Source organism: Arthrobacter sp. 135MFCol5.1 (assembly GCF_000374865.1).
GTDB lineage: Bacteria > Actinomycetota > Actinomycetes > Actinomycetales > Micrococcaceae > Arthrobacter.
Window position 1 is genome coordinate 384,089 of sequence record NZ_KB895452.1, and the last position, 26,010, is coordinate 410,098.

Consider the following 26,010-nt stretch of genomic DNA (forward strand, 5'->3'; position numbering starts at 1 on the left):
CGGGGTCAGACCAGGATTTCCAGCACCGGCTGGACGTAGCTGCGGAAGAGCTCCGGCTGGCCCATCAGTTCCTGGCTCATGATGATCTTGTCCGGTTCCAGGTACCACGCCCGCTGCTCGTCCAGCGGCAATTCGATGATGGTCAGGCGGAAGTCCCGCGAATCTCGGCCGATTTCCATCAGCCTGTCATCCACCATCTCCGCAAGCAGCTGGTCGGTGCCGCTGGCGACCCGTTCCCCCTCGAGCTCGGCATATTCGCTCCTGCGTTCCCTGGCCCAGGTGAGGGCTGAGCCGAAGTGCGCCTGCAGGACACGTTGCAGGGCCGGGGAATTGCCGAAGGCCTCAAAATCCGGTGGAGAAAGTTCGGGCGCCGTCTGCGGGTGTGCCTTGAGCAGTTGTTCCCACCAGGCCTCCCATTCGGTCTTCAGGGCGCTGAGTCCACCAACCTCCGCGGTCAGGTGGGTGTGGTCGGCGGACCTGATCTTGGGAGCCGCGTGGGACAGCACTGGACGGCCTACGCCGTTGAGGGCCGCCGCATCCCGGACATAGAGCGCAATCATCATCGGTCCGGACGTGTCCGTGGTGATTTGCCATCCTGAACCGCTTGCGTGGTGCATTCAAAGTCCTTCCCTGGCCGCCTTCGGCCGGACGTCATGGTGCCGTCCGGCGTACCGGCTTTCAGTCTATTCCCGCAGGCCATCCGCGGTAGTGCCGGACATGCTCCGGGTACGCGTCACCGGGCAAGACTGTCCAGGTGCCGGTCAAGGACATCGCGGCACATTTGCGCAGTCATCCAACCCGGCTGCAGCAAAGCGTGCATGCACAGGCCGTCCAAGGTAGCCAACAACCGCTCCGCCTCCAGCACCAGGTTGTCCTGCGGATCATCCGGCAGCAGCGCAGCAACCACCGTCCCGACAACGGCGGCGACCTCCCGGTGGCTGCGGTCCGCAACGGCTGCAAGGAACGGCCTGATCCGTGCCGCGTTCTTGAAGGCCAGCCAGGCGCAGGCCTCCACCGCGCTCTCCTGGTCCAGCGGCAGCAATCCGCCCAGCAGGGTTAAAACAGCCTCGCGGTGTTCCGGGCTGCCCGGGACGGCCCCGTCCACGGCGGGCAGCAGTCGCTGGAGCCGTCCGACGATGCGGTCCACCACCGCGCCGAACGAGAAAGCGAGGAGTTCTTCACTTCCCGCAAAGTAGTGCCGCACGGAGCCCACCGCCAGGCCGGCCTCGTCAGCCACTTCACGCAGCGAGGCGCGTTCCAGCCCGTCAACGGCGATGATCCGGAGAACCGCCTGGACCACGTCCTGCCGCCTGGCATCTGCATCAACAATTTTGGGCACCCTCCTTATTAGCACACTTGTGCTTCTTTCGGAGTGTCACATCGGGCCGCCATCCGAAAAGCAGGGGCGGCCGGCGCCTGCCGTGGGATAGCGTTGAGGCATGAGAATCTTGGTTACAGGTGGCACCGGCTACATCGGTTCCCACACTGTTCTTTCCCTGCAGGAAGCCGGCCACGACGTGGTTGTCATCGACAACCTGGTCAACTCGAGCGAAGAGTCGCTGCGGCGGGTTGCCGAGCTCAGCGGCAAGGCCGCCGAGTTCCACCACGTCGACCTGGTGGACGAAGCTGCCGTCGAAAAAGTGTTTGCGGGCGCCGCCATCGACGCCGTGATCCACTTCGCCGGCCTCAAGGCCGTCGGGGAGTCGGTCCGGGAGCCGCTGAACTACTACTACAACAACCTGGTGGGCACCCTGAACCTGATCCGCGTCATGGACCGGCACGACGTCCGGTCCATCGTGTTCAGCTCCTCCGCCACCGTCTACGGTGAGCACAACCCCATTCCGTACGTGGAAAAGATGGAGATCGGTGCCAACAACCCCTACGGGCGCACCAAGGAGCAGATCGAGGACATCCTCTCGGACCTTGGCGCAGCGGACACCCGCTGGCACATAGCACTCCTGCGCTACTTCAACCCGGTGGGCGCCCACCCGTCCGGCCGGATCGGCGAAGACCCCCAGGGAATCCCCAACAACCTGGTTCCGTTCATCGCCCAAGTGGCCGTGGGCCGGCGCGAGAAACTCATGGTGTTCGGCGGCGACTACGACACCCCGGATGGTACCTGCCTGCGGGACTACATCCACGTTGTCGACCTGGCCGAAGGGCACGTGGCTGCGCTGAACCACATTGCCGCCCGCACTGGAGTCTTCCGCTGGAACCTGGGCTCCGGCAAGGGCTCCTCCGTCCTGGAGGTCCTGCGCTCCTTCGAAAAGGCCGTCGGCAAGCCCATCCCCTATGAGATCACCGGCCGCCGCGCAGGAGACCTGCCGGCGTTCTGGGCCGACGCCACGTCCGCGCTGGCGGATTTGAGCTGGTCCACCACCAAGACGGTGGACCAGATGTGCGAGGACCACTGGCGGTGGCAGAAGAACAACCCCCAGGGCTACGCCAGCTGAACCCGGCGATTGCTCCGTACTTGTCGTTCTGACTTCTCAAAACGACAAGGACGGAGCAGTCGATCGAGGCAGAACGCGAAACGGCCGCCCACCTGTGAAAGGTGGGCGGCCGTTTCGTCGTCCTTCAACCGTTGCCGGCAGCAGGTCAGCGTGCCGGGTAGTCACGCTCCGGCTCACCGATGTACAGCTGGCGCGGGCGGCCGATCTTGGTGTTGGGGTCGCTGATCATTTCACGCCACTGCGCGATCCAGCCCGGCAGGCGGCCGATCGCGAACAGGACCGTGAACATCTTCTCCGGGAAACCCATGGCCTTGTAGATCAGGCCGGTGTAGAAGTCCACGTTCGGGTAGAGCTTGCGCTGGATGAAGTAGTCGTCGTTGAGCGCTTTCTCCTCCAGGCGGAGTGCGATCTCGAGCAGCTCGTCGTTGCCGCCGAGCTTGGTGAGGATCTCGTGGGCCGTGGCCTTGACGATCTTGGCGCGCGGATCGTAGTTCTTGTACACCCGGTGCCCGAAGCCCATGAGGCGGACGCCGTCTTCCTTGTTCTTGACCTTTTCCATGTAGTCCTCGGGCTTGAGGCCCTCGGCCTGGATCTGGCGGAGCATCTTCAGGACGGCCTCGTTGGCGCCGCCGTGGGCGGGGCCGAAGAGGGCGTTGATGCCTGCAGAAACAGAGGCGAAAAGGTTCGCGTTGGAAGAGCCCACCAGGCGCACCGTGGAGGTGGAGCAGTTCTGCTCGTGGTCCGCGTGCAGGATCAGGAGCAGGTCCAGCGCCTTGACGATGACCGGGTCCAGCTCGTACTGCTCGGCCGGCAGGCCGAAGCTGAGGCGCAGGAAGTTCTCCACGAGGTTCATTGAGTTGTCCGGGTACAGCATGGGCTGGCCGATGGACTTCTTGTGCGCGTAGGCGGCGATGACCGGCAGCTTGGCCATCAGGCGGATGGTGGAAACCTCCACCTGCTCGGCGTTGAACGGATCCAGCGAGTCCTGGTAGAACGTGGACAGCGCGGATACCGCGGAAGAAAGCACCGGCATGGGGTGCGCGTCGCGGGGGAAGCCGCCGAAGAAGCCCTTGAGCTCCTCGTGCAGCAGGGTGTGGCGCCGGATCTTCTGGTCGAACTCATCCAGCTCGGTGGGCGTGGGAAGGTTGCCGTAGATCAGCAGGTAGGACACCTCGAGGAAGCTGGAGTGCTGTGCCAGCTGCTCGATGGGGTATCCGCGGTAGCGCAGGATGCCCGCATCGCCGTCGATGTAGGTGATGGCGGAGGTGGTTGCTGCGGTGTTCATGAAGCCGGGGTCAAAGGTCACGGCACCGGTCTGCTTGAGCAGTTTGGAGACGTCGTAACCTTCGTTCCCTTCAACAACCTGGATGCGCGGGAGCTTCAGCTCGCCACCTGCGTGGAGCAGGGTCGCAGCATTGTTGGTCTCAGTCATGGAGTCCCCTTCATGAGGCGTCTTCGGCCTCTGTCGAAAGCTTGATCCAACATCAGGTGAGCCGCGCACTGAGCCTGAGAAGACAGGTTCCAACACCCGGGCTGCCTTCTTGTAGAAAGCCACCATTGATCGTCAACTTAAAAAGTACCGCTCCTTGGCGGGTGTCACTAATCCGCAGGCTTTCCATCCGGCCTAAAATGCACCGAATGTGGGGCGAGTCACACGATTATTACGGGTCCCTGGAGCCGGATCAGGCCAGCCGTGCAACAGCGGCATCGATCCGCTCGTCGGATCCGGTCAGGGCCACCCGAACATGGCCGTTGCCGGCGTCACCGTAGAAGACGCCCGGGCCAACCACGATGCCTCGTTCGGCCAGGCGGGCTACCGTGGCCCACGTGTCCTCTCCCGCAGTCGACCACAGGTACAGGCCGGCATCGGACTCCTTGATCTCCAGGCCGAAGTCCAGCAGCGCGGGTACCAGTCGTTCGCGCCGGCCCCGGTACAGGTCCTTCTGGGCCTCGACGTGGGTGTCATCCCCCAGCGCCACCCGCATGGCCTCCTGGACGGGGTAGGGAACGATCATCCCCGCGTGCTTGCGGCTGTTGACCAGGTTGGGCATCAGGTCCGGATCGCCGGCCACGAAGGCTGCGCGGTAGCCCGCCAGGTTGGACTGCTTGCTCAGCGAGTACACGGCGAGCAGGCCCTGGTGCGAGCCGCCGGCAACGTGGGGATCAAGGATGCTGGGGACGCGCCGGCCGCCGCGCTGGACGTCCCAGTCGCCCCAGCCGAGCTCTGCGTAACATTCATCCGATGCCACCACGGCACCAATTTCACGAGCCTGGATCACCAGGGCCTTCAGGGACTCCACATCGCGGACGCTGCCCGTGGGGTTGCCCGGGGAATTGACCCAAATGAGGCGCACGCGTTCACGCGTGGCGTCGTCGAGCTCGTCCAGGTTGTCCGTGGCCACCGAAGTGACTCCGGCCAGGGTGGCACCGATATCGTACGTGGGGTAGGCCACCTTGGGGCATACGACGACGTCTCCGGGCTTCAGGCCGAGCAGCAGCGGGAGCCAGGCAACGAGCTCCTTGGAACCCACTGTAGGCATGATGTTTTTGGGGTCCAGGCCCGCCACTCCGCGCCGGCGCTCGAACCATCCCGCGATGGCTTCCCGCAGCGCCGGCGTGCCATGGACAGTGGGATATCCCGGGGCGTTGGCGGCGGCCTTCAGTGCGTCCTGAACCAACTGCGGGGTGGGATCCACGGGCGTGCCGATGGAGAGGTTTACTGCCCCGCCCGGGTGTTCCGAGGCCTTGGCCACGTAGGGGGCCATAGCCTCCCACGGGTAGTCGGGCAGGTTCAGGCCAAACGAATTCACTGCTGCGGTCACGGCTCGCGTCCGGGTCAGTGGTCTTGGTTCTGCGGCGGCAGGGCGGCGATCATCGGGTGGTCCTTGCCCGTGTTGCCGATCTTGGCCGCGCCGCCCGGGGATCCGAGGTCATCGAAGAACTCGACGTTCGCCTTGTAGTAGTCAGCCCACTCATCCGGGGTGTCATCTTCGTAGTAGATGGCTTCCACCGGGCAGACGGGTTCGCAGGCGCCACAGTCGACGCATTCGTCCGGATGGATGTACAGCGAACGCTCGCCCTCATAGATGCAGTCCACGGGGCATTCTTCGATGCATGCCTTGTCCTTAACATCCACACACGGCTGCGCGATTACGTACGTCACGTCCCTGGCCTCTCCACGTTGGGTTCCGGCGACCCGCCGGTTCTTGCGTCCGGCAGCACGGCCGGACTCTTGACATCTGAGCCTATTATCCCCCAGCCCGTTCCCGCCAACCTAGCCGGCACCCTAGTATGAACTGGTGAGTCTGCCTGTTGCCGCGCCCGCCCGGTTCCTGACCGCGGCGGCCCCTGGTACCCGCGTCGTGGTCCGTTACCGGATTGACGGAGGCCTGACCGACGCCTTGGGCCATTTGCTGGCATGCGACGCCGGTTCCTGTACCATCCGCACCCGCCGGGCAGACGTCGTCATCCCGCTGGAACGCGTGGTGGCGGCCAAGGAGGTCCCGCCCGCTCCCCCGCGGCGCTCCGCGCTGTAACGGCCACTCCCGCGCCGGCCCCAGGGCAACAGGCGCGGGATTGCCGCGCAGCACGGCCGTGAAACGCGCAGCACAGTTGTTAAAGCAGAATGCCACCGGTGCAGTACCGGTGGCATTCTTGGCGTTCAGGCGTTGTTATGCCTTGGCGCGGGCGCGGTTGGCCTTGGCACGCTCGTTGGTGTCAAGGATCACCTTGCGGATGCGGATGGACTCCGGGGTGACCTCGACGCACTCGTCTTCACGGGCGAACTCGAGGGACTCTTCGAGGGTCAGCTCGCGCGGCGGGGTCAGGTTCTCGAAGGTGTCCGAGGACGCCGCACGCATGTTGGTGAGCTTCTTTTCCTTGGTGATGTTGACATCCATGTCGTCGGCGCGGGAGTTCTCGCCCACGATCATGCCCTCGTACACCTCGGAGGTGGGCTTGACGAAGAAGGAGCCGCGTTCCTGCAGGTTGATCATGGCGAACGGGGTCACAACACCGGCGCGGTCGGCAACCATCGAGCCGTTGGTGCGGTACTCGATGGGACCGGCCCAAGGCTCGTAGCCTTCGGAGATGGAGGCGGCGATGCCTGCACCGCGGGTGTCGGTCAGGAACCGGGTGCGGAAACCGATCAGGCCACGGGCCGGGACGATGAATTCCATGCGGCACCAGCCGGTGCCGTGGTTGGCCATGTTGGTCATCCGGCCCTTGCGGGCGGCCATGAGCTGCGTCACGGCACCGAGGTATTCTTCGGGCACGTCGATGGTCATGTGCTCCATCGGCTCGTGAATCTTGCCGTCCACCAGCTTGGTCACAACCTGCGGCTTGCCGACGGTCAGCTCGAAGCCTTCGCGGCGCATCTGCTCCACCAGGATGGCCAGCGCCAGCTCGCCACGGCCCTGGACTTCCCAGGCGTCGGGACGCTCGGTGGGGAGTACCTTGATGGAGACGTTACCGATCAGTTCCTTATCCAGGCGGTCCTTGACCTGGCGGGCGGTGACCTTGGCACCCTTGACCTTGCCGGCCAGCGGCGAGGTGTTGATACCGATCGTCATGGAGATCGCGGGATCATCCACCGTGATCAGCGGCAGCGGCTGCGGGTTCTCGGCGTCGGTCAGGGTCTCACCGATGGTGATTTCCTCGATACCGGCAACCGCCACAATTTCACCGGGGCCGGCGGATTCGGCCGGCACGCGGTCCAGTGCCTTGGTGGCCAGCAGTTCGGTGATCTTGACATTTTTGAGCTCACCGTTGGCACGGGCCCAGGCAACGGTCTGGCCCTTGCGCAGGGTGCCGTTGTAGATGCGCAGCAGTGCGAGGCGGCCGAGGAACGGGGAGGCGTCCAGGTTGGTGACGTGTGCCTGCAGCACACCCTCCGGGTTGTAGGTCGGGGCCGGGATGTGCTCGATGATGGTCTTGAAGAGCGGCTCCAGGTCCTCGTTCTCCGGAGCGGTGCCGTCGGCGGGCTGCTCGAGCGAGGCGCGGCCAACCTTGGCTGCGGCATAAACGACCGGCACTTCGAGGATCTTATCCAGGTCCAGGTCCGGAACTTCGTCCGCGAGGTCGGAGGCGAGGCCCAGGAGCAGGTCCATGGACTCGTGCACGACCTCTTCGATGCGGGCGTCGGGACGGTCGGTCTTGTTGACCAGCAGGATCACCGGCAGGTGTGCGGCGAGGGCCTTGCGCAGCACGAAGCGGGTCTGCGGCAGCGGGCCTTCGGAGGCGTCCACGAGCAGCACGACGCCGTCGACCATGGACAGGCCGCGCTCGACCTCACCGCCGAAGTCGGCGTGGCCGGGGGTGTCGATGACATTGATGGTGATGGTCTCGCCGTTGGAGGACGGACCGTTGTAGGCCACCGTGGTGTTCTTGGCCAGGATGGTGATGCCCTTTTCACGCTCAAGGTCACCGGAGTCCATCACGCGGTCTTCGAGGTGGTTGTGCTCGGCAAAGGAGTTGGTCTGCTTGAGCATGGCGTCGACCAGGGTGGTCTTGCCGTGGTCAACGTGGGCCACAATCGCGACATTGCGGAGGTCACTGCGGGATGCAGTGGCCACCGCGGTGTTGGTGGTGGTTTCAGACATGCGTAATTGCTCGATTCAGTGGAGTCAGCTGTTGTATCGCGACATTTCCAACTGGAACGCACGACGGACAAGGCCCTTGGCACAGGGCGCCTGCATCTATTCTAGCCGGTGAGCCATTTGTTGGCCTAAAATCCGGCGGGACCACGGGTCCGCGGGGTGCACTGTGGCAGGGCAGGAGCGGCAAAAGTGTGACGAAATTCACTGGTACTTCCGGGAGCGTGGCATGATTGCTCTGACGCAGAGCCCCACCTTCAGAGCAAGTCGGAGACCACGATGCCCCGTGCCACGGCCATCACGCCCAACGGCGCCACCCGTGCCGCCACCATCGTGGCGTCCGGGCTCCTGGCAACCTCCGCCGTCTTGGGGCTCGCCGGGTGCGGGGCGCCTGCCGGCGATGGGGTCAGTTCCCTGTCGCGGGCCGCAGCGTCCGGTGGACAGGCCCCCGCCGCCGTGAAGACCAACGTGGCAGCCACGTCCCGGCTGCTCAATGCCGGGAACGGACGGCTCGAGGCGGTGGTACCGGACATCAGCAGGACTGTCCTGCTGATCGGGGATTCCCAGTCTGAACCCCTGGACGGCTGGCCGCGCCTGGGCCTCGCCGCTGCCGGGTACGACGTGTATTTTTGCGGCCGGGGCGGCACGGGGTACGTCGCGGCAAACGGTGCCACCGGCAACTACGTTGACGCCCTGGAGCGCGGGGACTGGCTGCTCCCGTCAGGCAGCCCGGCGCTGATCGTCATCGAGGGTGGCGGCAATGACGCGGCCACCGGGGCAAGCAACACCCAGATTGTCCGCAACGCCGGGCGGCTGATCGCCGATCTCAAAACCCGCTACCCCGGCACTCGGATAGCAATGATCGGCACGTTGGCACGCGGCGCGGACGACGGCGGCGGACGTCGCAGCGAAGTGGACGCGCTGGTGGGGTCCGTGGCTGCCGCCCACGGCCTGCCCTTTGTTTCCACCGGGGATTGGCTGACCCGCTACGGACTCGCCAAGGACCTGGCTGATTCCGTCCACATGAACGCCGCCGGTCGCGTGGCCCTGGGCGGGATCCTTGAGCGACGGCTCAGGGAGTTGAAACTGGACCGGACATCGGCCGCTGACCAGGGTTCCCTGGCGGCGGTCCCCGGCGGCATCAGCGGACTGCAGGACTAAGACTTAAACAGGTGGAGCCGGGACCCACGGTCCCGGCTCCACCTGTATGGGCTGCGCCCTACGCCACCTCAGGCGGAAGCATCAACTTCGCACCGGGGATGGCGTTGAGCAGCGCCTTCGTGTAGTCCTGCTGGGGCGACTCGAAGACATCGTCCGTCGAGCCCGTTTCCACCAGCCTGCCCTTTTCCATCACGCAAACGTGGTCGGCGATCTGCCGCACCACGGCGAGGTCGTGGGTGATGAACAAGTAGGTCAGCCCAAGGTTGGCCTGAAGGTCGGCGAGCAGGTTCAGGACCTGCGCCTGCACCAGGACGTCGAGGGCGGACACGGCCTCATCACAGATGATCACCTCGGGATCCAGCGCCAAGGCGCGGGCGATGGCAACACGTTGACGCTGACCGCCGGAGAGTTCGTTCGGGTACCGCTGCATGGCGGACTGGGGCAGCGCCACCTGGTCCAGCAGAGTCCGGACTTTCTTTTCCCGGCTGGCCTGGTCGCCGATCTTGTGGACCCGCAACGGTTCTTCGATCGTGCGGTAGATGTTGTACATCGGATCGAGCGAGCCATACGGGTCCTGGAAGATCGGCTGGACCCGCCTGCGGAACTTGAACAGTTCGGCCGGCTTCAGCGCCGAGGTGTCGACGCCGTCGAAAAGGATCCTGCCGTCCGTCGGCTTCTCAAGCTGGAGCACCATCTTGGCCACCGTGGACTTACCAGACCCCGACTCCCCCACGATCGCCGTCGTGGTTCCGCGCCGGACGTCGAAGCTCACGCCGTCGACGGCCGCGAAATCCGCCGCCTTGCCCAGCCCCTGGCGGAGCTTGTACACCTTCCGCAGGTCCTGGATCTGCAGGAAGGTATCGGACTTCGCCGTCTCGGCGGCAGGCGCCAGCAGGTCTGTCGTCTCCACACCCTGTTCCTTCGCCACCTGGATACGGCGGCTGGCCAGGGACGGAGCCGACTCCACGAGCCGCTTGGTGTACGGGTGCTGCGGGTTGCGGAGCAGTTCCAGCGACGGTCCGGCTTCAACGACGCGGCCCTGGTACATAACGACGACCTTGTCCGCGCGCTCGGCTGCCAGGCCGAGGTCGTGGGTGATCAACAGGACGGAGGTGCCCAGTTCGTTGGTCATGGTTTCCAGGTGGTCCAGGATCTGCCGCTGGACCGTCACGTCAAGGGCCGACGTCGGCTCATCGGCAATCAGCAGCCGCGGTTGGCAGGACAGGCCGATAGCGATCAGGGCGCGCTGGCGCATGCCGCCGGAGAACTCGTGCGGGTACTGGTTGGCCCGGCGCTTGGCGTCCGGCAGCCCGGCCTGGGAAAGCACCTTGGCGATGTCGTCCGGCCCGCTGGGCCGTCCGTTCGCGCGCAGTGTTTCCCGGACCTGGTAGCCGATCTTCCAAACCGGGTTCAGGTTGGACATGGGGTCCTGCGGGACCATGCCGATGGTGTTGCCGCGCAGTTCAATCATGCGCTGCTCGCTGGCGTGGGCGATGTCCTCCCCGTCGAGCAGGATCTGGCCGCCGGATACCTTGCCGTTGTTGGGCAGGAGGCCGATGGCCGCCAACGCGGTGGTGGACTTGCCGGAGCCGGACTCCCCCACGATGGCCACGGTTTCGCCGGGCATGATGGTCAGGTGGGCGTCCCTTACGGCCTTGACTTCACCGCCACCGGTCTTGAACGTGATGGCGAGGTCGCGGATTTCGAGCAGCGGCCTGATCCCGGTGGTGCCGGCCTCATCAATGCGGACGTCTGGAGTTGTCATCTCTTTATCTCTCATCGCTGACGGCTCTTCGGGTCGAGGGCGTCGCGCACGGCGTCGCCCAGCATGATGAAGCTGAGCACCGTGATGGACAGCGCCGCGGCCGGGTAAAGCATGATTTCCGGCCGGGTCCTGATCGATGCCTGCGCACCGGCAATGTCATTGCCCCAGGACATGATGCTCTGCGGCAGGCCGATGCCCAGGAAGGACAGGGTGGCTTCCGCCACGATGAACACGCCCAGTTCAAGCGTCGCAAGGACGATGATCGGTGCGAGGGCATTCGGCAGGACGTGGCGGATCAGTGCCCCGAACTTGGAAACACCCAACGCCCGCGCCGCCGTAACGAAGTCCGAGTTACGTACTTCAATGACCGCCCCGCGGGTTATACGGGCCATTTGCGGCCACGCGAGGAGCGATATGACGAAGACTACGGTCCATACGCTCTTGTTCTCGCGGAACAAGGGAAGCTGCGTAATGACCAGCGCACCGAGGACCAGCGGCAGGGCGAAGAAGATGTCGCCCAGGCGTGCCAGCACGGCATCGATCCAGCCGCCGTAGTATCCGGCGAGGGCACCGAGCGTCACGCCGATGACCAGGACGCAAAGGACCGAGAGCAGGCCCACGGACAGCGAAGCTTGCGTGCCGTGGATAACCCTGGAGTAGACGTCGCAGCCCTGGAAGGTGAAGCCGAACGGGTGCCCGGCGGTGGGGCCGCCTTCGGAGTTGGCCAGTTCGCAGCCCTCGTTGGGGGGCGTGGACGTGAACAGTCCGGGGAACAGCGCAATCACCACCAGGGCAAGGATCAACAGTGCCGAGATGATGAAGAGCGGACGACGGCGGAGCTTGCGCCAGGCGTCTGCCCACAGGCTGAGCGGGGCCTGGTCAGTCTTGACGGCATCCGTTGCCTGCAGCGGGGTCTCGTCGATGGGTGCCACAAAGTGGTTTTTATTACTGGTCATAGCGGATCCTCGGGTCAAGCCAGGCGTACAGGAGATCAACAAGCAGGTTGGCCACCACGAAGACCAGCACCAGCACGCTGACGATGGAGACGATGGTGGGGCCTTCACTGCGGAGGACTGCCTGGTAGAGCTTGTTGCCTACGCCGGGAACGTTGAAGATGCCCTCGGTGACGATGGCACCGCCCATCAGGCCGCCAAGGTTGGCGCCGAGGTAGGTGACCACCGGGATGAGCGAGTTGCGCAGGATGTGCGCCAACACCACCCGGGGCCGCGAGAGGCCCTTGGCGGTGGCGGTCCGCACATAATCGGCGTTCATGTTCTCGCTCACGGACGCGCGCGTCAGGCGGAGGACGTAGGCAAAGGAGACGAGCCCCAGGACCACGGCCGGCAGCAGCAGGGTGACCCAGTCGGCGTTGGCGCCCACAGTGGGTTTTGCCCAGCCGAGCTTTACGCCGAAAACGAGCTGGAAGACGAAGCCCAACACAAACGTGGGAACGGCGATGACCACCAGCGAAGCGACCAGGACCGTGGAATCGAACCAGCCGCCGCGGCGCAGGCCTGCGAAGACGCCGAAAGCAACGCCAAAGATTGCTTGGATTGCCAACGCTTCGACGGCCAGCATTGCCGTCACGGGGAAGACCCTGGCAAGGCTGGCCGCGATCGGCTGGCCGGTGAAGTCGTTGCCCAGGTTGAAGGTGAAGAGGTTCTTGAGGAACAAGCCGTACTGGACCCAGAAAGGCTGGTCCAAGTGGTACTGGCTGCGCAGGGTGTCAATAACTGCCTGCGGGGGCTGGCGGTCGCCGAAGAGCGCGGCGATGGGGTCGCCGGGCAGGGCGAACACCATGTAGTACACCAGGAGGGTCGTGCCGAGGAACACAGGGATCACCTGCAGGAGTCGGCGCAGGATAAACCGGATCACAGGATCACCTGCCTTCCGGTAGGGGGGAAAACGCGTTCATGAATGCCTTCCTGCCGCTTGCAAGCCAATGGGGGCCCGGACGTAACCGGAACCCCCATCAGCCTTCGGCAAGTTAGATCTGGGCCTACTTGGCGGTGATGCCGTAGTAGAGGATTTCACCGTTCCAGCCGGTCTCGGCCTTCACAATGTTGTTGCTCCACACGATCGGGCGTGCCTGGTCCCAGAGCGGCAGGCCGGGCAGGTCCTGGAACAGGATCTCCTGGGCCTGGTTGAACTTGGCGTTGGCCTCGTCCGTGCTCTTGGCTGCCAGGCCTTCCTTCAGCAGCTTGTCGAACTCCGGGTTGGAGTACTTTTCGTAGTTGGAGGAAGCGCCCGTGGCCCATACGGGTCCCAGGAAGTTGTAGAGCGACGGGTAGTCACCCTGCCAGCCGGCGCGGGTCAGGCCCGGCAGCTGCTGGGACTTGCGCAGGTTGAGGACCTCGGCGAACTTGGCGAACGGCTGGATTTCAGCCTGGATGCCGAGGTTGTTCTTGAAGCCGTTGGCAACAGCGTCGATCCATTCCTTGTTGCCACCGTCAGTGTTGGAGGCAATCTGGAGCGGCTTGGAAGCGTCGTAGGGCTGGATCTTGTCGGCCTGGGCCCACAGGTCCTTGGCCTTGGCGGGATCGAAGTTCAGGACTTCGCTGCCCTTGAGGCCTTCCTTGAAGCCGTCGATGACCGGCGGAGCGAAAGCCTTGGCCGGGGTGCGGGTGCCGTTGAAGACAACCTTGGCGATTTCCTCGCGGTTGATGGCGTAGGACAGAGCCTGGCGGCGCAGCTTGCCGGCTTCACCCTGGAAGTTCGGGTTGTAGCCCGGGATGTTCAGGGTGGAGTCGGTTGCAACAGCCTTGGTGGCGTTGCGGTCCGGGAAGTCGTTGACGTAGGTCTTCAGCGCGTTGGACGGCAGGACGTCAGTGATGTCCAGGTTGTCCGACTGCAGGTCCGTGTACGCGGGGCCCGGATCGGTGTAGAACTTGAAGGTCACGCCGCCGTTCTTGGCCTCGCGGGTGCCCTTGTAGTCGGCGTTCTTCACCAGGGTGATGGACTGGTCGTGGACCCAGGAACCCTGCTTTTCGAACTTATAGGGACCGTTGCCAACCGGGTTTTCACCGAAGGTCTTGGGGTCGGTGAGAGCAGCGGAAGGAAGCGGGTAGAAAGCGGAGTAGCCAAGGCGCAGGGACCAGTCGGCCTCAGGCTGGGCGAGCTTGACCGTGATGGTGGAATCATCGGTTGCCTGCAGTCCGGACATGGTGTCGGCCTTGGGAGCCGGGGTGGTGGTGGTCTTGCCGTCGGCACCCTTCACTGAGTTCACGGCCGAGACGTCGTCGTAGCCGGCGATGGACTCGAAGAAGAAGCCGTTGTTCTGCAGGTTCTTGGAGTTCGCGGCGAAGTTCCAGGAGTCAACGAAGGTCTTGGCCGTGATGGCTTCCCCGTTGGTGAACTTCGTGCCCTGCTTGACCTTGATGGTCCAGTTCTGCGCGTCGGACGACTCGATGGAATCGGCCAGTGCGTTCACGGCCTTGCCGTTGGCGTCGTAGCTGCGAAGGCCTTCGAAAAGCAGGTTTACGACGCGGCCGCCGTAGACCTCATTGGTGTTCGCCGGCAGCAACGGGTTTTGTGGCTCGTTGCTGTAAGCGGTGATGACCTTGTTCGGATCGCCGGCAGCAGTGCTGGACCCGCCAGTGCTGCCGCCGCCGCCGCACCCGGTCAGGGCAAGCGCGGCGATTGCCACGATGCCCAGTGCTTTGGAAGTGCGCGTAAAACGCATTCCGCCTCCTATGAGTTGTGGGAGAGAGATATTGGGGAAATCTTGTGCTTCCCCGCAGGCTGGACACAGCTGAGTGCTGTGACGAAACCTACATATACGGGTTAGCCTAACCGCACGAAGTCCGGATACTGGTACTCCGTTGCCAAACCGTGATCGGAGCAGTCAAATACCCCGCGAGTGGTGGGCAGTTACGCACGTCACATGCTACTCGTCGGTACGCCAGACGGCGAATCGGGGCCGTGATCGTTCACGTTCCGGCGGGTCCGCCCGCAGCGAAGGGGCTGCCCGGCCTAGGCCAGCCGCCAGTCCCAGACGTTCCACCAGACACCCACAGGACCGGGGCTGGTTTTCACGCCGGCCACCCGGGAGTTGAATGCGGTGGTGCCCAGGGTCTGGTAGAGGGGCAGGCCGTAGGCGTCCTCCCAGACGTGCCTGTCGATGTCGGCGAGGAGCTCGTCCTGTTTCCCAAGGTCGGTGGTGACGGCCAGTTGCGCCATCACCTTGTCCGCATCGGCGTCGGAATAGCCCGTGAAGTTGCTGCCGCCCCCGGTGCGGAAGATCTGCGGCACCCGACTGACTCCCGCCTCGGTGCCGATCCACCCGGACAACGCCGCGTCATAGCCGCCGCGGCTGAGCGCTGCGGCCCAGTCTGCGCTGGCCTGGCCGCCGTCTTCGACGCGGAAGCCCGCACGTTGGGCCGAGTCCCGGATCAGGGTGAAGGCCTTGGCGCGGTTCGGGTTGTCCCGGTTGTACAGGATCCGGACGGTGGGAGTGGCCCCCTTCAGGAGGCTCCGGGCGCCGTCGATGTCCACTGCGGCGTAATCCGAGGAACCGTTCTTCTTCACGGTGTCGGCGTATTTGGGCTGGTCCGGAAGGAAGACCTGCGAATCCAGTGGCTTGTTGTCCGGCGCCTGGCCGCCCAGCACGGCATCCACGATGTCCTGCCGGGGAACCGTTTTGAGGAAGGCCTCGCGAACGTCCTTGTCCTTGAACGGCCCGGCAAAGTTCAGGTCCAGGTGGTCGTAGCCCGCCTGCTTGTAGCGTTGCACAGTGATGCCCTGCCCGGACAGGCCCGTGAGCAGCGCATCGGTGGCAGCGGATGGCTGTGGCGAGATGATGTCCGCCTGCCCGTTGCGCAGGGCGTCGACGGCGGCAGGCACGGCACCGGTGAATCGAACGTTGATCTCGTCAAGCCAGGGTTCCTGGCCCCACGTGTAGTCCCGGTTCCGAACCAGTTTCATGGAAACCTCCGGGACGATGTCCCGGACGATGTAGGGGCCGTTGGAAAGGTACAACGCCGGATCATCCGGGATTTTCTTCGTGTCGAAACCGGTGTTCCAGAAGTCGCTGACCTTCTTGAGGGCCGCGATGGTTACAGGCTTCTCAGGATTGCCGCGCGGCGTGTCCTTCAGGAGGTCGACCAGGTCTCCTTCGTCGGTTAGCCCGCTCTTGGCCGCGACCACATGGGCCGGGAGCCCGACGTCGAATGCCACTTCCCAGTCGGCGTACGGTGCGGCGTACTCGAGGGTGATGGATCTGCCGTCCGAGCCGAGTTCCGGAAAGACCGTCCCTGCCAGGCCGGTGGCGTTGGAGGCTGTTGCGAAGTATTTGGTGCCTTTCCCGGTGCCGGGGTCGACGTCGTCGAAGTAGCCGGATCCGGCAGCCCAGCTCAGGAGCAGGTCGGCGGCGCCTACCGGAGCACCGTCGGACCACTTGACTCCCTCGTTGACCGTGTATTTCACCTTGAGGGGCTGGTCCGACACCTTTTCGTAGTGCCCGAACTTGTCGTTGCGGACCACCTTGGAGCTGTCATCGAGGAAGAAGAAGCCGGAGTGCGTAATGGCGCCGATCTTCGTGTTGATGTCGGTGTTGCCGTTTGCGCTGTACGGGTTGAAGGAGGAGAAGGCGTTTACTTCCGCGACGGTCACGCTGCCGCCGCGCTTGGCCTCCCCCACCACCACCGAAGGGGCACCCCCGCCGGAGCAACCGGACAGAATCAGGGCGGCCGCCACCGCAGCAGTGAGCAGTCGCATCAGCTGCCTGGCCGGCATGCCGCCTCCTTTGTGTTTTTCCCTCTCCGGAGGGCAACGGGCCGCCACGAATACGCCCGGTGAAATCAGGATACGCGGTGCCCCTGCCCAGTTATCGAATCCTGTCCCCCTCTCCCGTAAACGGGGGCTTCCGGACCAGCCGGTCACGGCCGGGGTTATCCAGCAGGGCGTGGGCACGGGCCCGGTGGTTGTCCTTGACCGCCGGATCCATCCGGTCCCACAAGGACACGACCATCCGCGAGCGCGGATTCCGTTCGAAGACCGGACGGTGGTCATCGATGAACGACCAGTACAACCCGTCCCAGTCAGCCATCCACTCCCCCGCCGGCAGGTCCGACATCTTCCGCAGGTAGTTGCTGCCCGAGACGTAGGGTTTGGTGGTGATGTCGGCCCCCGCGGCGAACTGGCTCATGGCGTAGACGTTGGGCACCATCACCCAGTCGTAGGCGTCGATGAACATCTCCATGAACCACGCATAGACATCGTCAGGGTGGATCCGCAGCAGGGACATGGCGTTGCCCAGCACCATCAGCCGTTCGATGTGGTGGGCATAACCGGTGGCCAGCACGCGCGATATGACCAGGTCCACGGGTGCCAGCCCTGTCCTGGCATCCCACCAGCCCGCACCGGGCCGGTTCCGGTGGTTGAGCAGGTTGGCTGTTCGCATCCGGCGGCCCCGCACCCGGTAGGTGGCACGCATGTATTCGCGCCAGCCGATCACCTGCCGCGCGAAACCTTCAAGCGAGGCCAGTGATGTGGCGGCGCCGGCGCCGTCCAAGGCAGCGTTCAGGACTTCGCGCGGATCCAGCAGGCCGATGTTCAGGACCGGAGTAAGGAGGCCGTGGTTGATGAACGGATGCTCGGCTGAGATCGCGTCTTCGTAGGGTCCGAAGCCGCCCAGGCGCTCTGAAACAAATTCCTGCAGATGTTCGCGGGCCTCCCGGGTCGTGGTAGGCCAGGCGAACAGGCGCGGGTCGCCCGGGGCATCCGGGAATTCGTGCGCCACCCATTCAATCGCAAGGCCAACCTCGCGGGATGCCTCGTCGCTGTGCCGGCTTCGGGCCGCCAGGGAGGGCTCAGCCAGCGCATCAAGGTCGAACGCGCCTTGCTGCTGGAGAGCGGGGTGGTCCCTGAAGCGGCTGACGGTGGGTGGAACATGCCCCCGGGGAAGCTTCTTGCGGTTCTCCGCGTCGAAGGACCATTTTCCGCCGGCCGGTTCGCCGTTATCGACCAGGATGTCCAGCCGCCGGCGTTGCCAGATATAGAAGTCCTGCATCCGTGGCCGGTTATGGGAGAACCAGTCGTCGATCTGCGTGCGGGCCGTCAGGAAGTTCGGCGTCTCGAGCACGTCTTCGCTGCGCAGCCGGTACCCGCCGTCGGCCAGTCCCGCAGCCAAGTCCTGCTCAAGCCAGTCATCGACGACGTCGAACCAGGTGACGGACAGCGGACGCCGTTGCCTGACCAGCTCGGCAAGCTGGACGCGTGACGTCCGGGTCCGGTCGCTGGCGAGGACCACCACGTCGTAGCCGAGCCCGCGAAGCCGGCGGGCGAACCTGGCCATGGATGCGCGGTGCAGCACCAGTTTGTGGGAGTGGAAGGCGTACTGGCGGAAGTAGAGGTCATGCTCGATGAGCACGAAGACGGTGTCCGTGCCCGTCTCCTCCCAGTGCTTCTCGAAGAGTTGATGGGGCAGGACAAGGCGCAGGCGTGGTCCATCAGTCATAGGGAAACCCTATGGTGCCTCGGTTTCGGCCAGGGCCGCGGGCGGTAGGGTGGACGGACGTCAGGCCATGGCATTGGGGGAAGAATGCTTGAAAACACCGCACGGCCGTCACAGCCGCCACCACCTGCAGCCCATCGCCGCGTCCGGCAGGCGGACCTGCCGGCAGAACAGTTGTCCGCCCTGGAACCGGTGCCGAAAGGACGGCTGGCCGGTTGCGTCCTGGCATTGCTCCTCGGCGGCTGGATGCTCGCAGTCCCGGTTGTCCTCATTGACCGGCTCAAGGATTCTCCAGGAACGACGGCGGGGGTGCTGTCCGTCGTCGTCGTTGCCTGCGCTGTTGTCACCGCCGGCCTCGGGGGGTTCCGTTTCTTCAACCCGAGGGATGAGCGCAAGCCACTGCGGTTGTCCCTTTCTGCTGCCCTGACGGCAAGTATCGCTGCCGGCGCCGCGTCTGCCCTGGTGCCCGAGTACGGCGTGCTTCTGGTGATTCCGGCAGTGTTCGCCGGAATACCTGCCCTGGGCCTGCTTGCCAGGGACGTCAAGGAAGGCTGACCGCCAAGGCCTGCACCCGTTCTGCTCCCGGCCGGCCTCAGGTACGGGCGGTTTGCTGGAGGCAACTGGGCGACACCACCCTGACCGTACTCGCCGGATTGTTGACCAGGGCTGCCGCGGGGCGGACAGGCCGCCGCTGCAGGTCGCCACCGCAGTTGGGACATGACCTGTTGGGAAAGCGCTCGACGCAGTCCGGGCACCACGTGCATTCAAAGGTGCAGATGTAGGCGGGGTCGGAAGGCGCAATGTCGCGGTCGCAACATTCGCAATTGGGACGGATCTCAAGCATCCGACCACTCTAGCCAACGGGACCCGCACGAACGCCCGGTCACACCTTAAGGCCGAACTCCCGGACGGCCGCTGCCCATGAATAATGTTCAGGGTGGTTAGGCTGGGTGCATGGCGACCGTTATTCTCGTGCGGCACGGCCGCACCACTGCCAATGCCACGGGGCTGCTTGCCGGCCGGGCAGCCGGCGTCGGCCTGGACCAGCTGGGACGTGACCAGGCCGCACTGACCGCGGAACGGCTCGCGCCCGTGCCGTTGGTCGGGGTGGTGTCCAGCCCGCTTGAGCGGTGCCTGCAGACTGCCCGGTTCATCCTGGATCGCCAGGCCGGTGCGCCGCATGCGCCGACCGATCCGGATCTCACCGAGTGCGACTACGGCCAGTGGCAGGGCCGCTTGCTCACCGAGCTCTCCGCAGAAGCTCTGTGGCCGGTCGTACAGTCGCAACCGTCCGCCGTCGTCTTTCCTGGCGGTGAATCCATGGCCGCGATGCAGGCCCGGTCGGTGGCAGCTGTCCGACGCCATGACGCAGCCTTCGAAGCCGAGTACGGGCCGGGGGCGGTCTGGGCAGCGGTGAGCCACGGTGACATCATCAAGTCAATCCTCGCAGACGCGCTCGGCATGCACCTTGATCTTTTCCAGCGGATCAACGTCGGTCCCGCGTCCGTATCGATCGTGCGCTACGGTGCCAACCGGCCAAGCGTGTACGCCACCAACACCGATGCCGGTGACCTGTCGTGGTTGTCGAATGGCATGGACTCCGTCGATGCGCCGGTGGGCGGCGGCGCGGGGCACAAGGCGCCGTGAACCCCATGTGCCTAGAATACTGACATGCCTACACGTGTTCACGAGTTTGACTGGCCTGATCGGGTGGTTGTTGGCACCATTGGCCTGCCGGGGGCGCGTACGTTCTACCTTCAGGTACGGGCCGGGGCGCAGCTGGTGAGTATCGCCATGGAGAAGCAGCAGTCTGCCCTGCTCGCGGAGAAGATCGACGAAATCCTCGACCAGCTCATCACCGTCGAGGGCAACCCCTTCAGCATTCCCACGGGAACGCCCCCTGAACTTGTCGATAACGACCAGCTTGAGGCCGTCCAGGAGCAGTTCCGTACCGGGGCCATGAGCTTGGGGTGGGACCCCACCACGGCCCAGGTGGTGATTGAGGCGCATCCCATTACCGATGACGATGACGACAACGACGAATCGTTCGACGAGCACTCCGACGAGTCGGAAATGCTGGTGGTGCGGATGCCTGTCGGCACCGCCCGTGCCTTCGCCAAGCGGACCCGCGAGATCGTGGGCGCCGGACGTCCAGCCTGCCCGATCTGCGGCTATCCCATAGACGCCGACGGGCACACCTGCACCCTTCCCGAGGCCTGATGCCGGCGCCGGACCTGATGGCCGCAGAGCTGACTCTCACCGGCCGCATCACGACGGCATCAAATGCTACGTTCCTGGGCAGCATCGGCGACGTGGCCGTCGTTTACAAGCCGATTGCAGGCGAGCGGCCGTTGTGGGATTTTCCGGCGGGATCCCTGGCCCGCAGGGAGGTGGCCGCGTACCGCGTCTCACAGGTCCTGGGCTGGGACATCGTGCCCCGCACCTGGCTGCGCGATGGTCCGATGGGCGAGGGTATGGTTCAGCTCTGGCAGGAGCGGGACTCCGCCCAAAGCCCCGTGGACCTGGTCGCGACGAAGCAGGTGCCGGAGACTGGCTGGAAACAAATCCTCGAGGGACAGGATGAGCGCGGACGGATGGTCGCGCTGGTCCACGAAGACTCGCCGGCGCTCAGGCGCATGGCAGTGTTCGACATCATCGTCAATAACGCCGACCGCAAGGGCGACCACATCCTTGCCATGCCCCGCGGACACCGGCACGGTGTTGACCATGGGCTCACCTTTCACAGCGAACACAAGCTCCGCACGGTGCTGTGGGGATGGCTGGGAGAGGAATTGACCGTCGAGGAAATCGCGGGCGTCGACCGTGTCAGCGAGGGACTTGCCGGCGAATTGGGCCGGGACCTGGCGGCCCTGGTCAGCGCCGAAGAAATCGCATCGCTCGCCGCGCGTTGTGCCCGGTTGCGACGGACGGGACGGTTTCCGGCTCCGAGCGGCGAGATGTCGGCGGTGCCTTGGCCGCTGTTCTAGTAAAACGCGGCTGCCGCTTCGCACCCAGTGGGCATGAGGGTGGACGCATGATGCCGGGCAACAGGCGACTAAAGAAGGATGGCCGCCAAGAACCGTGGTTCTTAGCGGCCATCGCAGGTGCCCTCCGGCGCCTTGGGACTAGACGTTGAAGCGGAACTCCACCACGTCGCCGTCGGCCATGACGTATTCCTTGCCCTCGATCCGGACCTTGCCGCGGGATTTTGCCTCGGCCATGGAGCCTGCTTCAACGAGGTCGTTGAAGGACACCACCTCGGCCTTGATGAACCCGCGCTGGAAATCGGAGTGGATGACACCGGCGGCCTGAGGTGCCGTATCGCCCTGCCGGATGGTCCAGGCGCGGGTTTCTTTCGGCCCGGCGGTGAGGTAGGTCTGGAGCCCCAGGGTGTGGAAGCCAACACGGGCGAGCTGGTCGAGGCCGGATTCGTCCTGGCCGTTCATTTCGAGCATCTCGCGGGCTTCTGCCTCATCCAGTTCGACGAGGTCAGATTCCAGCTTTGCGTCAAGGAAGATGCAGTCGGCCGGGGCCACCAAGGCGCGCAGCTCGGCTTGCTTCTCGGGGCTTCCGAGGATTCCCTCGTCGGCGTTGAAGACGTAGATGAAGGGCTTGGCGGTCAGCAGGCCGAGTTCCTTCAGGTGCTCCATCTCCAGCTTGTCGCTCTTGATCGAGGAGAAGATCGTGTCGCCACGTTCCAGCACCGCCTGGGCAGCCTTCACGGCGGCCAGTTCGGCGGCTTCGCGCTTCTTGATCTTGACTTCTTTTTCGATCCGCGGGACGGCCTTTTCAATGGTCTGCAGGTCGGCGAGGATCAGCTCGGTGTTGATCGTCTCCATGTCGGACCGGGGGTCCACCTTGCCGTCGACGTGGATGACGTCGGGATCGTCGAACACGCGGACCACCTGGGCGATCGCCTCAGCCTCGCGGATGTTGGCCAGGAACTGGTTTCCCAGCCCTTCGCCCTCCGAGGCGCCCTTGACGATGCCGGCGATGTCGACGAAGGACACGGCGGCGGGAAGCACGCGCTGGGAGCCGAAGATGGCAGCCAGCTTCTCCAGCCGCGGGTCCGGCAGGTTTACGACTCCGACGTTGGGCTCGATCGTGGCGAACGGATAGTTCGCCGCGAGCACCTGGTTGCGGGTCAGTGCGTTGAAAAGGGTTGATTTGCCGACGTTGGGCAGTCCGACGATGCCAATAGTAAGAGCCACGAGCATTGATTCTACCCGCCGGGTCCCTCCGGCCAGTACCCGGGGATGTCACTGGCCGTGATTGTCGGAGGCCCGTGCAACAGTGAAGCCATGGATGCTTTTGCCTTGATTCTGGCCCTTCTGATGTTGCTGCTGGGTGCACTTGCCGGTGCCGCGGCCATGTATGTCCTGCTGCGCAGGAACTCCCGCGGGCTGGAGGCGGACTTTGACGCGGTCTCGTCCCGGCTTTCGGAGGTGACGGCCCAGCTGGCAGCGGCCGACGCCGAGCGGCGGCTTTTGGCTGCCCAGAACCGTGACCTCGGTGAGGCACGGACGCAGGACGGCAGCGTGCTGCGCGCCCTGGCCCCGGTGGCGGAAAAGCTGTCCGCGGTCCAGCAGCAGGTGGCGCTCCTGGAACGGGACCGGGTGGAACAGTACGGCCAGCTGGCACAGCAATTGCAGGAAGCCCGGCTGTCCGACGAGCAGCTGATCCGCTCCACGCACGCGCTGGAATCGGCCTTGCGGTCAAACAGCGCCAGGGGCCAATGGGGCGAGGTACAGCTTCGGCGGGTCGTGGAGGCTGCGGGGATGCTCCGCCACGTGGACTTCGTGGAGCAGGCCCACAGTGCGGGGCACGATTCGTCCGTCCGCCCCGACCTGGTGGTGCAGTTGCCGGGCGGGAAACAACTGGTGGTGGACGCCAAGGTGCCGTTGTCGTCCTACCTGGAGGCCCAGGATCTCGGTGTGGTGGATCCCCGCACGGTCCAGCCGTCCGTGGCGCGGTCCGGGAATGACGCCCGCAGCCAGGCGCTGCTGGCGGCGCACGCCAAGGCGTTGAGGGCGCATGTGGACGCTCTGGGCACCAAGAAGTACTGGGACATCCCGGGGAATTCGCCGGAGCTGGTGGTCTGCTTTATTCCCGCGGAATCGATTCTTGCCGCGGCACTGACGGCAGACGCCGGACTCCTGGACTACGCGTTGTCGCGGAACGTGGTCCTCGCCTCGCCGAGTACGCTGCTTGCGGTACTGAAGTCCGTGGCGTTCACCTGGCGCCAGGACGTCCTGACGGACAGCGCACGCGAACTGTTCGAGCTCGCGCGGCAGCTGTACGACCGGATGGGAACGCTGGGTGAGAACGTCGGGAAGCTCGGCTCGTCCCTGAAGTCGTCGGTGGATCGCTACAACGCCATGGTGGGGACCCTGGAAGCGCGGATCCTGCCCACGGCCCGGAAGCTCAACACCTTGGAAGATTCAGGCCTCGTCACCCCGGCCCTGGTGGAGGCAACCCCGCGCGCGCTGGTGGCACCCGAACTCCAGGGTGATGACGAAGCGGCCTGAGGACCGTCGGAGATGCTGGAAGGGCCGGGCAGCTTCATTGAAACTGCCCGGCCCTTCCTTCACGCTGTTGCCTGCTGCCGTCCGCCTGCTGTGATGGGTCCTCGCCCGCGGGGGTGGTCAGCTGCGGGTACGGCGGCCGCCCAGGGCGCGGCTGACGTCGCCGGCTTCCTTGAGGGTTGCACGGAGCTCCTTGGGCAGCGAGAACAGCAGGTCCTCCTCGGCGGTGACCACTTCTTCCACCGCACCGTAGCCGTAGTCGGCCAGCAGCCGCAGGACGTCCTGCACCAGGACCTCCGGAACTGAGGCCCCGGACGTGACGCCCACGGTGGCGACGCCTTCGAACCAGGTTTCGTCAACCTCGTTCGCGAAGTCCACCCGGTACGAGGCCTTGGCGCCGTATTCCAGCGCCACCTCCACCAGCCGGACGGAGTTGGAGGAGTTGGCGGAACCGACCACGATCACCAGGTCCGCCTTGGGTGCGATCTTCTTGATGGCCACCTGCCGGTTTGTGGTGGCGTAGCAGATGTCATCGCTGGGCGGATCCTGCAGGGTGGGGAACCTGTCCTTGAGCAACCGGACGGTTTCCATGGTCTCGTCGACGCTGAGGGTGGTCTGGGACAGCCAGATGACCTTTTCCGGATCGCGGACGGTCACTTTGTCCACTTCGTGGGGTCCATTGATGATCTGGATGTGGTCCGGCGCTTCACCGGAGGTGCCTTCCACTTCCTCGTGGCCGTCGTGGCCGATCAGGAGGATGTCGAAGTCGTCCTTGGCGAAGCGGACGGCTTCCTTGTGCACCTTGGTGACCAGGGGGCAGGTGGCATCGATGGTGCGCAGTCCGCGGCTCTCCGCCGATTCGACGACGGCCGGGGAAACGCCGTGGGCGGAGAAGATCACCAGCGCGCCCTCCGGGACTTCGTCAGTCTCGTCCACGAAGATGGCGCCTTTTTCCTCGAGCGAGCTGACCACGTGGACGTTGTGGACGATCTGCTTGCGGACATACACGGGCGGGCCGTAGTGCTCCAGCGCCTTCTCGACGGCGATCACTGCCCGGTCAACACCGGCGCAATAGCCGCGCGGGGCGGCCAGCAGCACCTTCTTGGTTCCGTTCACGGGGGCCGCGGCCGCCACTTCCTGGGGCGAGCGGCGCCGGCGCGGAACGGTTGGCATCGAAAGGGGTACAGCCGAGGTGGTCATCCCTCCATGCTACCGGCTGGCCCGCACCCGTTTCCGGGAGGCGAACAACGTCACAATCCCCGCTGCCAGCAGGACCGCGCCGGTCACCGCCGTGGCACCGATCCAGGCCTGGAAGTCAGCCGCTGCCACGCCCACGAATTCGTCGCGGAACATGTTGGCCACCGAACTGCCCGTGTCTGTGGCCGCGGCACGGGCCGATCCCAGTTGCGTTCCGAGCGACCAGAGCCCGGCGAGGGCCAGGCTGCCAAGGCCCGCAGCGAACAGCACGGTCCAGCGGCGGCGGGCTGCGACGAGTGCCAACAGGAACGCAATGCCGGCGCCGATGGCGGCGATGTAGCCCATGGGAGCGTAGGTGGCCAGCCGCTCCGCCCACTCGCGTTGTGCGGGTTGGCCGACGTTGATCAACGTTTGGTCCGGCGGGGAGAGGGGAAGCCGGGTGGTGCGGGAGATTTCCTCCGAACCGAGGGCAACCAACGGGGCCACGTCAAGGGTGAGCGACGACGCCGGAACGTTGCCGGCCTCCCCGGCCGGGCTGGCGAAATTCAGGCGGTGGCTCCTGCGAAGGGTCTCCTCCCACGCTGCGGGGTAGCCGGGAAGCTGGGTCAGGGACTCCGCGGCCTTCTCCAGGACCGAGTCGACCAGCCCGGACAGGGCGCCGGGAACCGAACCGGTATCGATCGTTCCCACGGCCGCGGCAGCGAGTTTCTTCTGGAAGTCCGCGTTCTTGCCAAGGGGCGCCGCAAGCCGGACAAATCCGTCTTCCTGGATGATGTTCCGGTCCACCCACATGGCGGGGACGGCGACGGATGCCAGGAGGATGCCCAGCACGGCGGCGAGGGCGGAAATGAAAGTGCGCACG

General features: G+C 65.1%; 24 protein-coding genes. 8 read left to right on the forward strand and 16 right to left on the reverse strand.

Features of this window, described 5'->3' with window-relative positions; translation table 11 throughout:
* Nucleotides 1-5: 5 nt before the first annotated feature.
* Nucleotides 6-617, reverse strand: a complete 612-nt coding sequence (locus C563_RS0101720) for a hypothetical protein (RefSeq protein WP_018760314.1) — start codon at nt 615-617, stop codon at nt 6-8.
* Nucleotides 618-733: 116 nt separating this feature from the next.
* Entirely contained in the window at nt 734-1,339 is a 606-nt protein-coding gene (locus C563_RS0101725) for a TetR/AcrR family transcriptional regulator (protein ID WP_018760315.1), read from the reverse strand.
* A 100-nt stretch (nt 1,340-1,439) separates the two neighbouring features.
* Between C563_RS0101725 and galE the strand changes: the two genes are divergently transcribed.
* Nucleotides 1,440-2,453, forward strand: coding sequence for a UDP-glucose 4-epimerase GalE (galE, locus tag C563_RS0101730; protein WP_026264269.1), 1,014 nt, complete (start codon nt 1,440-1,442; stop codon nt 2,451-2,453).
* 145 nt (nt 2,454-2,598) lie between these two features.
* Here galE and C563_RS0101735 read toward each other — a convergent pair whose 3' ends face one another.
* From C563_RS0101735 to fdxA, 3 genes are all read right to left on the reverse strand, one after another.
* Nucleotides 2,599-3,885 (reverse strand): citrate synthase, encoded by a 1,287-nt coding sequence (locus C563_RS0101735; protein WP_018760317.1) that lies wholly within the window; start codon nt 3,883-3,885, stop codon nt 2,599-2,601.
* Nucleotides 3,886-4,135: 250 nt separating this feature from the next.
* A complete protein-coding gene (dapC, locus tag C563_RS0101740; RefSeq protein ID WP_018760318.1) occupies nt 4,136-5,275 on the reverse strand; it encodes a succinyldiaminopimelate transaminase in 1,140 nt (379 codons plus the stop codon).
* A gap of 14 nt (nt 5,276-5,289) precedes the next feature.
* Nucleotides 5,290-5,616: a ferredoxin gene (gene fdxA, locus C563_RS0101745; protein ID WP_009356972.1), complete on the reverse strand. Its 327-nt coding sequence runs from the start codon at nt 5,614-5,616 to the stop codon at nt 5,290-5,292.
* A 136-nt stretch (nt 5,617-5,752) separates the two neighbouring features.
* On the opposite strand from fdxA, the gene C563_RS0101750 reads away from it, so the two are divergent.
* Nucleotides 5,753-5,989: a putative acetyltransferase gene (locus tag C563_RS0101750; protein ID WP_018760320.1), complete on the forward strand. Its 237-nt coding sequence runs from the start codon at nt 5,753-5,755 to the stop codon at nt 5,987-5,989.
* Between the two features lie 135 nt (nt 5,990-6,124).
* Here C563_RS0101750 and typA read toward each other — a convergent pair whose 3' ends face one another.
* Nucleotides 6,125-8,053, reverse strand: coding sequence for a translational GTPase TypA (gene typA, locus C563_RS0101755; RefSeq protein WP_018760321.1), 1,929 nt, complete (start codon nt 8,051-8,053; stop codon nt 6,125-6,127).
* Between the two features lie 273 nt (nt 8,054-8,326).
* Here typA and C563_RS20780 point away from each other — a divergent pair, with 273 nt between their 5' ends.
* The gene (locus C563_RS20780; RefSeq protein ID WP_018760322.1) at nt 8,327-9,208 is read left to right on the forward strand and encodes an SGNH/GDSL hydrolase family protein; all 882 of its coding nucleotides are present in this window, start codon (nt 8,327-8,329) and stop codon (nt 9,206-9,208) included.
* A gap of 58 nt (nt 9,209-9,266) precedes the next feature.
* Here the strand turns inward: C563_RS20780 and C563_RS0101765 are convergent, their stop codons facing one another.
* The 6 genes from C563_RS0101765 to C563_RS0101790 all read right to left on the reverse strand — a co-directional run bounded on the left by C563_RS0101765 (nt 9,267) and on the right by C563_RS0101790 (nt 18,429).
* Complete coding sequence (locus C563_RS0101765; RefSeq protein WP_018760323.1) at nt 9,267-10,973, reverse strand: dipeptide ABC transporter ATP-binding protein; 1,707 nt, start codon at nt 10,971-10,973, stop codon at nt 9,267-9,269.
* Between the two features lie 11 nt (nt 10,974-10,984).
* Nucleotides 10,985-11,929, reverse strand: coding sequence for an ABC transporter permease (locus tag C563_RS0101770; protein WP_018760324.1), 945 nt, complete (start codon nt 11,927-11,929; stop codon nt 10,985-10,987).
* Nucleotides 11,919-12,848 (reverse strand): ABC transporter permease, encoded by a 930-nt coding sequence (locus C563_RS0101775; RefSeq protein WP_018760325.1) that lies wholly within the window; start codon nt 12,846-12,848, stop codon nt 11,919-11,921. Before C563_RS0101775 ends, C563_RS0101770 begins: the two co-directional genes overlap by 11 nt.
* Nucleotides 12,849-12,972: 124 nt before the next feature.
* Nucleotides 12,973-14,655, reverse strand: coding sequence for a peptide ABC transporter substrate-binding protein (locus C563_RS0101780; protein ID WP_018760326.1), 1,683 nt, complete (start codon nt 14,653-14,655; stop codon nt 12,973-12,975).
* 290 nt (nt 14,656-14,945) lie between these two features.
* Complete coding sequence (locus tag C563_RS0101785; protein WP_018760327.1) at nt 14,946-16,706, reverse strand: ABC transporter family substrate-binding protein; 1,761 nt, start codon at nt 16,704-16,706, stop codon at nt 14,946-14,948.
* Between the two features lie 91 nt (nt 16,707-16,797).
* Entirely contained in the window at nt 16,798-18,429 is a 1,632-nt protein-coding gene (locus C563_RS0101790) for a cryptochrome/photolyase family protein (protein ID WP_018760328.1), read from the reverse strand.
* A gap of 84 nt (nt 18,430-18,513) precedes the next feature.
* Between C563_RS0101790 and C563_RS0101795 the strand changes: the two genes are divergently transcribed.
* Complete coding sequence (locus C563_RS0101795; protein WP_018760329.1) at nt 18,514-18,981, forward strand: hypothetical protein; 468 nt, start codon at nt 18,514-18,516, stop codon at nt 18,979-18,981.
* A 37-nt stretch (nt 18,982-19,018) separates the two neighbouring features.
* On the opposite strand, the gene C563_RS22005 is transcribed toward C563_RS0101795, so the two are convergent.
* A complete protein-coding gene (locus C563_RS22005) occupies nt 19,019-19,270 on the reverse strand; it encodes a DUF1272 domain-containing protein (RefSeq protein WP_081624095.1) in 252 nt (83 codons plus the stop codon).
* Between the two features lie 110 nt (nt 19,271-19,380).
* On the opposite strand from C563_RS22005, the gene C563_RS0101800 reads away from it, so the two are divergent.
* The 3 genes from C563_RS0101800 to C563_RS0101810 are packed head-to-tail and all read left to right on the forward strand — an operon-like array spanning nt 19,381 to nt 21,413.
* On the forward strand, nt 19,381-20,073 hold the full coding sequence (locus C563_RS0101800) for a histidine phosphatase family protein (protein WP_018760330.1): 693 nt from the start codon (nt 19,381-19,383) through the stop codon (nt 20,071-20,073).
* 24 nt (nt 20,074-20,097) lie between these two features.
* Nucleotides 20,098-20,646, forward strand: coding sequence for a DUF3090 domain-containing protein (locus tag C563_RS0101805; protein WP_026264272.1), 549 nt, complete (start codon nt 20,098-20,100; stop codon nt 20,644-20,646).
* Nucleotides 20,646-21,413: an SCO1664 family protein gene (locus C563_RS0101810; protein WP_018760332.1), complete on the forward strand. Its 768-nt coding sequence runs from the start codon at nt 20,646-20,648 to the stop codon at nt 21,411-21,413. Before C563_RS0101805 ends, C563_RS0101810 begins: the two co-directional genes overlap by 1 nt.
* A 138-nt stretch (nt 21,414-21,551) precedes the next feature.
* Here the strand turns inward: C563_RS0101810 and ychF are convergent, their stop codons facing one another.
* A complete protein-coding gene (gene ychF, locus C563_RS0101815) occupies nt 21,552-22,637 on the reverse strand; it encodes a redox-regulated ATPase YchF (protein WP_026264273.1) in 1,086 nt (361 codons plus the stop codon).
* A gap of 90 nt (nt 22,638-22,727) precedes the next feature.
* Between ychF and C563_RS0101820 the strand changes: the two genes are divergently transcribed.
* A complete protein-coding gene (locus C563_RS0101820; RefSeq protein WP_026264274.1) occupies nt 22,728-23,954 on the forward strand; it encodes a DNA recombination protein RmuC in 1,227 nt (408 codons plus the stop codon).
* A 117-nt stretch (nt 23,955-24,071) separates the two neighbouring features.
* Here C563_RS0101820 and C563_RS0101825 read toward each other — a convergent pair whose 3' ends face one another.
* Nucleotides 24,072-25,151, reverse strand: a complete 1,080-nt coding sequence (locus tag C563_RS0101825; RefSeq protein ID WP_026264275.1) for a 4-hydroxy-3-methylbut-2-enyl diphosphate reductase — start codon at nt 25,149-25,151, stop codon at nt 24,072-24,074.
* Between the two features lie 9 nt (nt 25,152-25,160).
* Nucleotides 25,161-26,009 carry a hypothetical protein gene (locus C563_RS0101830; RefSeq protein WP_018760336.1) on the reverse strand — a complete coding sequence of 283 codons (849 nt, stop codon included), beginning with the start codon at nt 26,007-26,009 and terminating at the stop codon, nt 25,161-25,163.
* Nucleotide 26,010 lies beyond the last annotated feature (1 nt).